Origin of the sequence: Promicromonospora sp. NPDC060271, from assembly GCF_042726755.1 — a bacterium.
In the GTDB taxonomy this organism is placed as follows: Bacteria; Actinomycetota; Actinomycetes; order Actinomycetales; family Cellulomonadaceae; genus Promicromonospora.
In genome coordinates this window covers 1-5,013 of the sequence record NZ_JBHXBG010000260.1, presented here as the reverse complement: position 1 = coordinate 5,013, position 5,013 = coordinate 1, and the positions used below count along the sequence as shown (strand labels likewise).

General features: G+C 71.8%; 6 protein-coding genes. 2 read left to right on the top strand and 4 right to left on the bottom strand.

Annotated elements, in window-relative coordinates:
• Positions 1–151 precede the first annotated feature (151 nt).
• The 3 genes from ACFWE2_RS24400 to ACFWE2_RS24390 are packed head-to-tail and all read right to left on the bottom strand — an operon-like array spanning position 152 to position 2,119.
• Entirely contained in the window at positions 152–970 is an 819-nt protein-coding gene (locus ACFWE2_RS24400; protein WP_377226796.1) for an alpha/beta fold hydrolase, read from the bottom strand.
• Positions 971–1,010: 40 nt separating this feature from the next.
• Positions 1,011–1,784: an alpha/beta hydrolase gene (locus ACFWE2_RS24395; protein ID WP_377226795.1), complete on the bottom strand. Its 774-nt coding sequence runs from the start codon at positions 1,782–1,784 to the stop codon at positions 1,011–1,013.
• Between the two features lie 35 nt (positions 1,785–1,819).
• Positions 1,820–2,119, bottom strand: coding sequence for a hypothetical protein (locus ACFWE2_RS24390; RefSeq protein ID WP_377226794.1), 300 nt, complete (start codon positions 2,117–2,119; stop codon positions 1,820–1,822).
• Between the two features lie 153 nt (positions 2,120–2,272).
• On the opposite strand from ACFWE2_RS24390, the gene ACFWE2_RS24385 reads away from it, so the two are divergent.
• On the top strand, positions 2,273–3,253 hold the full coding sequence (locus tag ACFWE2_RS24385; protein WP_377226793.1) for an FKBP-type peptidyl-prolyl cis-trans isomerase: 981 nt from the start codon (positions 2,273–2,275) through the stop codon (positions 3,251–3,253).
• A 128-nt stretch (positions 3,254–3,381) separates the two neighbouring features.
• A complete protein-coding gene (locus tag ACFWE2_RS24380; protein WP_377226792.1) occupies positions 3,382–3,909 on the top strand; it encodes a phosphoribosyltransferase in 528 nt (175 codons plus the stop codon).
• Positions 3,910–3,987: 78 nt separating this feature from the next.
• Here ACFWE2_RS24380 and ACFWE2_RS24375 read toward each other — a convergent pair whose 3' ends face one another.
• Entirely contained in the window at positions 3,988–4,914 is a 927-nt protein-coding gene (locus tag ACFWE2_RS24375) for a S1C family serine protease (protein WP_377226791.1), read from the bottom strand.
• Positions 4,915–5,013 lie beyond the last annotated feature (99 nt).

Genomic DNA, 5,013 nt, shown 5'->3' with positions numbered 1-5,013 from the left:
GATCACTCCGACGGCCACCCGCCAGCCCCAGGCCTGCGCGAGCCAGCCGCCGATGATCCGGCCGCTCATGCCGCCGATGGAGTTGCCCGCGACGAAGGTGTTGCCAGGGAGACCGGACAGGCGCTCTACTTCGCGGAGCTCGGCGTGCTCGTCAGCGGTGCGCCACCACGTGGCTGTGCAGCAGGCCCAGGGCCGCTGCGACGGCCTGCGGGTCCTCGACGACGCTCATGTGGCCGACGCCGGGCACGAGGGTGAGCGCGCCGTCACCGGCGGAGAGCCGTGCGGAGGTACCGGCCGCCCTGACCATGTGCTCCGCCTCGGCGAGCGGCGTGATGGTGTCCTCGGCGCCCACCACCACGGAGACCGGTGCGTCGAAGCGCTCGAGCACCGCCGTCCGGTCCGGGCGGGCCGCCATCGCGCGCTGGGCCCAGGCGACGCCCGCGGGCGACTGCGAGCGGATCCACGAGTCCAGCACCGGGAAGAGGTGCCGCCTGCGTTCGGTGGTCGTCGCACCCACCAGGGCGGCGGGCATGCTGAGGACGGCGTCCACCGTCTGGCTGGCATCCACCGCGGCGGCGATCCGGAGGCGCTTGGCACGTGCCTCCTCGGTGTCCGCGGTCGACTTGGTGCTCACGAGCCCGAGACCCGCGACGAACCCCGGGTGCCGCTCGGCCAGGGCGAGCGCCACGTACCCGCCCATCGAGTGCCCGACGACCACCGCGTTGCCCTCGCCGGCCTCGGTCATGGTCCGGTGGACCCAGTCGGCCGTGTGGTCGATGCTCGGCTGGAACCCGTCGAGGTCGCTGTGCCCGGCGCCCGGCAGGTCGACGCCGATGGCGCGGGTGCCCGGCGGAAGGAACGCCGCACAGGCCGCCCACATGCGGTGGTCGAGCGGAAAGCCGTGCAGCAGGACGAGCGGCACTCCGCCGCCGTCGTGCAGCGTGAAGGTGGCCAGGGCCTGTGAGGTCATCGTCGTCCTCCTGTGATGGGTGCTGTGGTGGTGAGGCCGCTCAGGCAGCTCCTACGGGTCCGTCCCAGTGCGTCGGCAGCGGTAGCGGATGGTCGGGCAGCACATGGGCCACTATCTCGTTCAGCGCGCGGGCGACGGCCGGCTCCCCCACCCACAGGTGCTTGGCTCCGTCGACGCCGATCACCTCGGCCTGCGGCACGCGCGCGAAGCGGCGGCGGGCCTCGTCCGGCCGCAGGTAGTCGTCGAGCTCCGGCACGAGGACCACGAGGGGTTTCCCGAACGCTGCCCAGCGGTCCAGGTCCTCGTCGGTCGCGCGGTGCAGCGGCGGCGACAGGAGGATCGCGCCCTCGATGCTCGGGTCGGTGCCGTGCTTGAGCACCAGCTCGGTGCCGAAGGACCAGCCGACCAGCCACGGCCGCGGGAGCCCCCGGAACTCGGCGAGCTCGATCGCCGCCGCGACGTCGTACCGCTCGGCGTCGCCGCCGTCGAACGTGCCCTCGCTCGTACCGCGGGGGGACGAGGTGCCACGCGTGTTGAACCGCAGGACGGCGAGGTTCGCCAGGGCGGGCAGGCGCCAGGCGGCCTTGCGGTACACGTGGGAGTCCATGAACCCGCCGTGCGTCGGCAGCGGGTGGAGCGTCAGCAGGCTGGCCGACGGCTCGCTGTCCGCCGGCAGCGCCAGCTCACCCACGAGCGTCAGGCCGTCGGCGGTGTGCAGCTCGACGTCCTCCCGCTGCGCCGGCAGGACGGTGAGCGAGCGGATCTGGTGGGTCGTCTGGCCGGAAGCCTCGTCCGGCGTCGCTTCGGTGGTCATCGCTCCCATTGTCGCCCCGCTCCGCGTGTGCGGGCTCACCGCAGGTTCGCGCGGCGCTGCCAGCAGCTGTTGTGCCAGTGCCTGCGACCGTCCAGGCCTGCCTCGGGACCGCCGAGGACGTCCGTCTTCCACGCGACGACGTGCGCGGTCCCGGGCGTCACCTCCTGCCGGCAGGCGGGGCAGATGTATGTCTTGTCGGACGAGCGGATCCGCTGCACCACCCACTCGCCGTCCGCCGCCGACTCGCTGCGACGGCCACCTGTAGCCCGATCGACATCGAGGGGGACGTGGTCCGCGGCATAAGGACGCTTGCTGGAGCGGCGGTTCGACGGCATGGCAACTATTGTTCCGCAGGGCGGAGCGGATCGCTCGAACCCCGCCCAAGACTGCTCGCATCGCGCATCACACTGCCTGGGAGCCCCGCCCATCTCCGCCCGCTAGAGTGTGGCGGTCCCCAGCAAGGCGCAAACCCGACCGAAGGACTACTTGTGAAGCACCGCACAACTGCCGGCCTGGCAGCCGTCGCGCTGGCAACTATCGCGCTCACCGGCTGCGCAGGCCAGGACGGATCCGCGGACGGCGGCGACGCTGCCTCCGCCAACGGAAACGTCTGCGAGGTGAAGGCCGCGCCCGAGCCGTCACCCGCCCCCAGCCCGTCCGAGGCCGACGTCAAGGCCGTCGACGCGATCAAGGTCGACGGCCCGGTCGGCAAGGAGCCGAAGGTCACGTTCAAGGCGCCGCTGAAGGTTGCCGGCCCGACGTCCCGCGTGGTCGACGAAGGCACCGGTGAGGAGCTCGTCGAGGGCGCCCAGGTGACCATCAACTACGTGGTGATCGCGGGCAAGGACGGCAAGACGAGCGGTTCGACGTGGGAGACCAAGAAGCCTGAGACGTTCACGCTCGGCGACCCGCAGTACGACCTGCTCAACGACCGCCTGATCGGCCAGAAGGTCGGCACGCGCCTCGTGATGGCGAGCACCGCGATGGACCAGACCATCCAGGTCACGATGGTCGAGGTCGCCGAGGTCAAGGAGATCCCGACGCGCGCGGAGGGCACGGAGGTCGCCCCGAAGGAGGGCCTGCCCACCGTCGCGCTCGCCGACGACGGCCAGCCGACCGTCACCATCCCGAAGGACTACGAGGCACCCACCGAGCTGGTGGTCCAGCCTCTCGTCGAGGGTGACGGCGCCGAGGTCACCAAGGACCAGACGGTCACCGTGCAGTACGCGGGCTGCCTGCTCGACGGCACGTCGTTCGACTCCTCGTGGAGCCGCGGCACCCCGACGTCGTTCCCGCTGAACGGCGTTATCCCGGGCTGGACCAACGGCATCGCCGGCCAGAAGGTCGGCAGCCAGGTGCTGCTCGTCGTCCCGGCCGACCAGGGCTACGGCGACCAGGAGAACGGCGCCATCCCCGCGAACTCGACGCTCGTGTTCGTGGTCGACATCCTCGAGGCGAAGGCCGCCTGACCTCCCGGCCCGTCCGCTCGCGGACGGTCTGAGACCTCGCGCACTCGATGTACGCGTCGCCGCTGGTCACGGCGCAGACGTGGCGGGTACCCGAACCGGGTGCCCGCCACATCTCGTAGGGTCGTCCCATGACCTCGACAGACCTTCCCGCCGCTGAGCCCGTTCCCGTGCCGGAGCGCGAGGTACTCACCTGGGAGACCTTCCCCGACGCGGTGCGCGACCTGGCCCACAAGGTCGTCGACAGCGGGTTCGTGCCCGAGGTGGTGATCGCCGTCGCGCGCGGCGGCCTGGTTCCCGGCGGTGCCATGGCGTACGCGCTCGGCACCAAGGGTGTCGGCACCCTGAACGTCGAGTTCTACACGGACATCGGCCAGACGCTGGACGACCCCCGCGTGCTGCCGCCGCTCATGGACACGTCCGAGCTCCCGGGCGCCAAGGTCCTGGTGGTGGACGACGTCGCCGACTCCGGCCGCACCCTGGCCCTCGTCATGGACCTCCTGGCGAAGCAGGGCGCCGAGGCTCGGTCCGCCGTGCTGTTCACCAAGCCCCGCACGATCATCCAGCCCGACTACTCGTGGAAGGACACGGATCTGTGGATCACCTTCCCGTGGTCCGCCGAGCCGCCGGTGACCGGCGCGAAGTCGATCGACGCGTGAACCGCTGAACGCCGGCGTGCCTGTCGGCCGCCAAGATCGCAGCGCCGAACAGCGGGCTGAGACCCGGGCCGGAGCACGTCACCGTGGCTGCGGAAGCTCCTCCGGGAGCAGCACCGCATCAACGAGGGCGCCGTTGCGCCACACCGTCACCTCGGTGCGCCGCCCGATCGCCTCGCCCACCATAAGGCGCTGCACCTCCGTGGTGGTGACGATCGTGGCGCCGTCGATCGCCACGAGAATGTCGCCGGCCCGGATTCCCGCCAGGTCGGCGGGCGATCCGGCGATGACCTGCGCGACCCGCATCCCGGTCCGCGAGCCGATCCGTCCCGCGACCGGTTCGGGCAGGACGACCTGCGCCCCCGCGATCCCCAGCCACGCCCGCCGGACGCGCCCCGTTCGCACGAGCGCGTCGATGATCCCCCGGGTCGTGGTGTTGATCGGCACCGCGAGGCCCAGACCGATGCCCGCGACGGCGGTGTTGACCCCCACGAGCCGGCCGCTCGTGTCCGCGAGCGCTCCCCCGCTGTTGCCCGGATTGAGCGCGGCGTCCGTCTGCACGACCTCGTCGACGATCCGCCCGGCCCCAGTCGGCAGCGACCGGCCGAGGGCCGACACGATCCCGGCGGTCACGCTGCCGGCCAGGCCACGAGGATTTCCCAGGGCGACGACAAGCTGCCCCACGCGGAGGGTCGCTGCGTCCCCGAACGTGATGGCGGGCGGGATGTCGTCGTCGGCCCGGAGCACCGCAAGATCCGAGAGCGGGTCGCGGCCGATGACCCGCGCGGCGACCTCCGAACCGTTGGCGAAGGCCGCCCGAACGTCGGTGGCGGACTCCACGACGTGCGCGCTCGTGAGCAGCAGGCGTTCCCCCGGTATGACGGAGGCGCTCCCGGCGCCCATCCCCTGCGCCGTCCGCACCGAGACGGCCGCGACCGACGGCAGCACGGCGTCCACGACGCGCACTATCGACGCCGAGTAGGCGTCCATCGCCTCCTGATCGTCCATGGGCCCATCACACACGCACGACGAGCACGACGGGGACGAATTCGCCACGGGCAGACAACAAGAGCCTGGTCCGGAACCGCATGCGAAGAGGCCCGGAAC

Coding starts and splice junctions, on each gene's coding strand:
- ACFWE2_RS24400 (WP_377226796.1), bottom strand. CDS start 970: ATGACCTCACAGGCCCTGGCCACCTTCACGCTGCACGACGGCGGCGGA.
- ACFWE2_RS24395 (WP_377226795.1), bottom strand. CDS start 1,784: ATGACCACCGAAGCGACGCCGGACGAGGCTTCCGGCCAGACGACCCAC.
- ACFWE2_RS24390 (WP_377226794.1), bottom strand. CDS start 2,119: ATGCCGTCGAACCGCCGCTCCAGCAAGCGTCCTTATGCCGCGGACCAC.
- ACFWE2_RS24380 (WP_377226792.1), top strand. CDS start 3,382: ATGACCTCGACAGACCTTCCCGCCGCTGAGCCCGTTCCCGTGCCGGAG.
- ACFWE2_RS24375 (WP_377226791.1), bottom strand. CDS start 4,914: ATGGACGATCAGGAGGCGATGGACGCCTACTCGGCGTCGATAGTGCGC.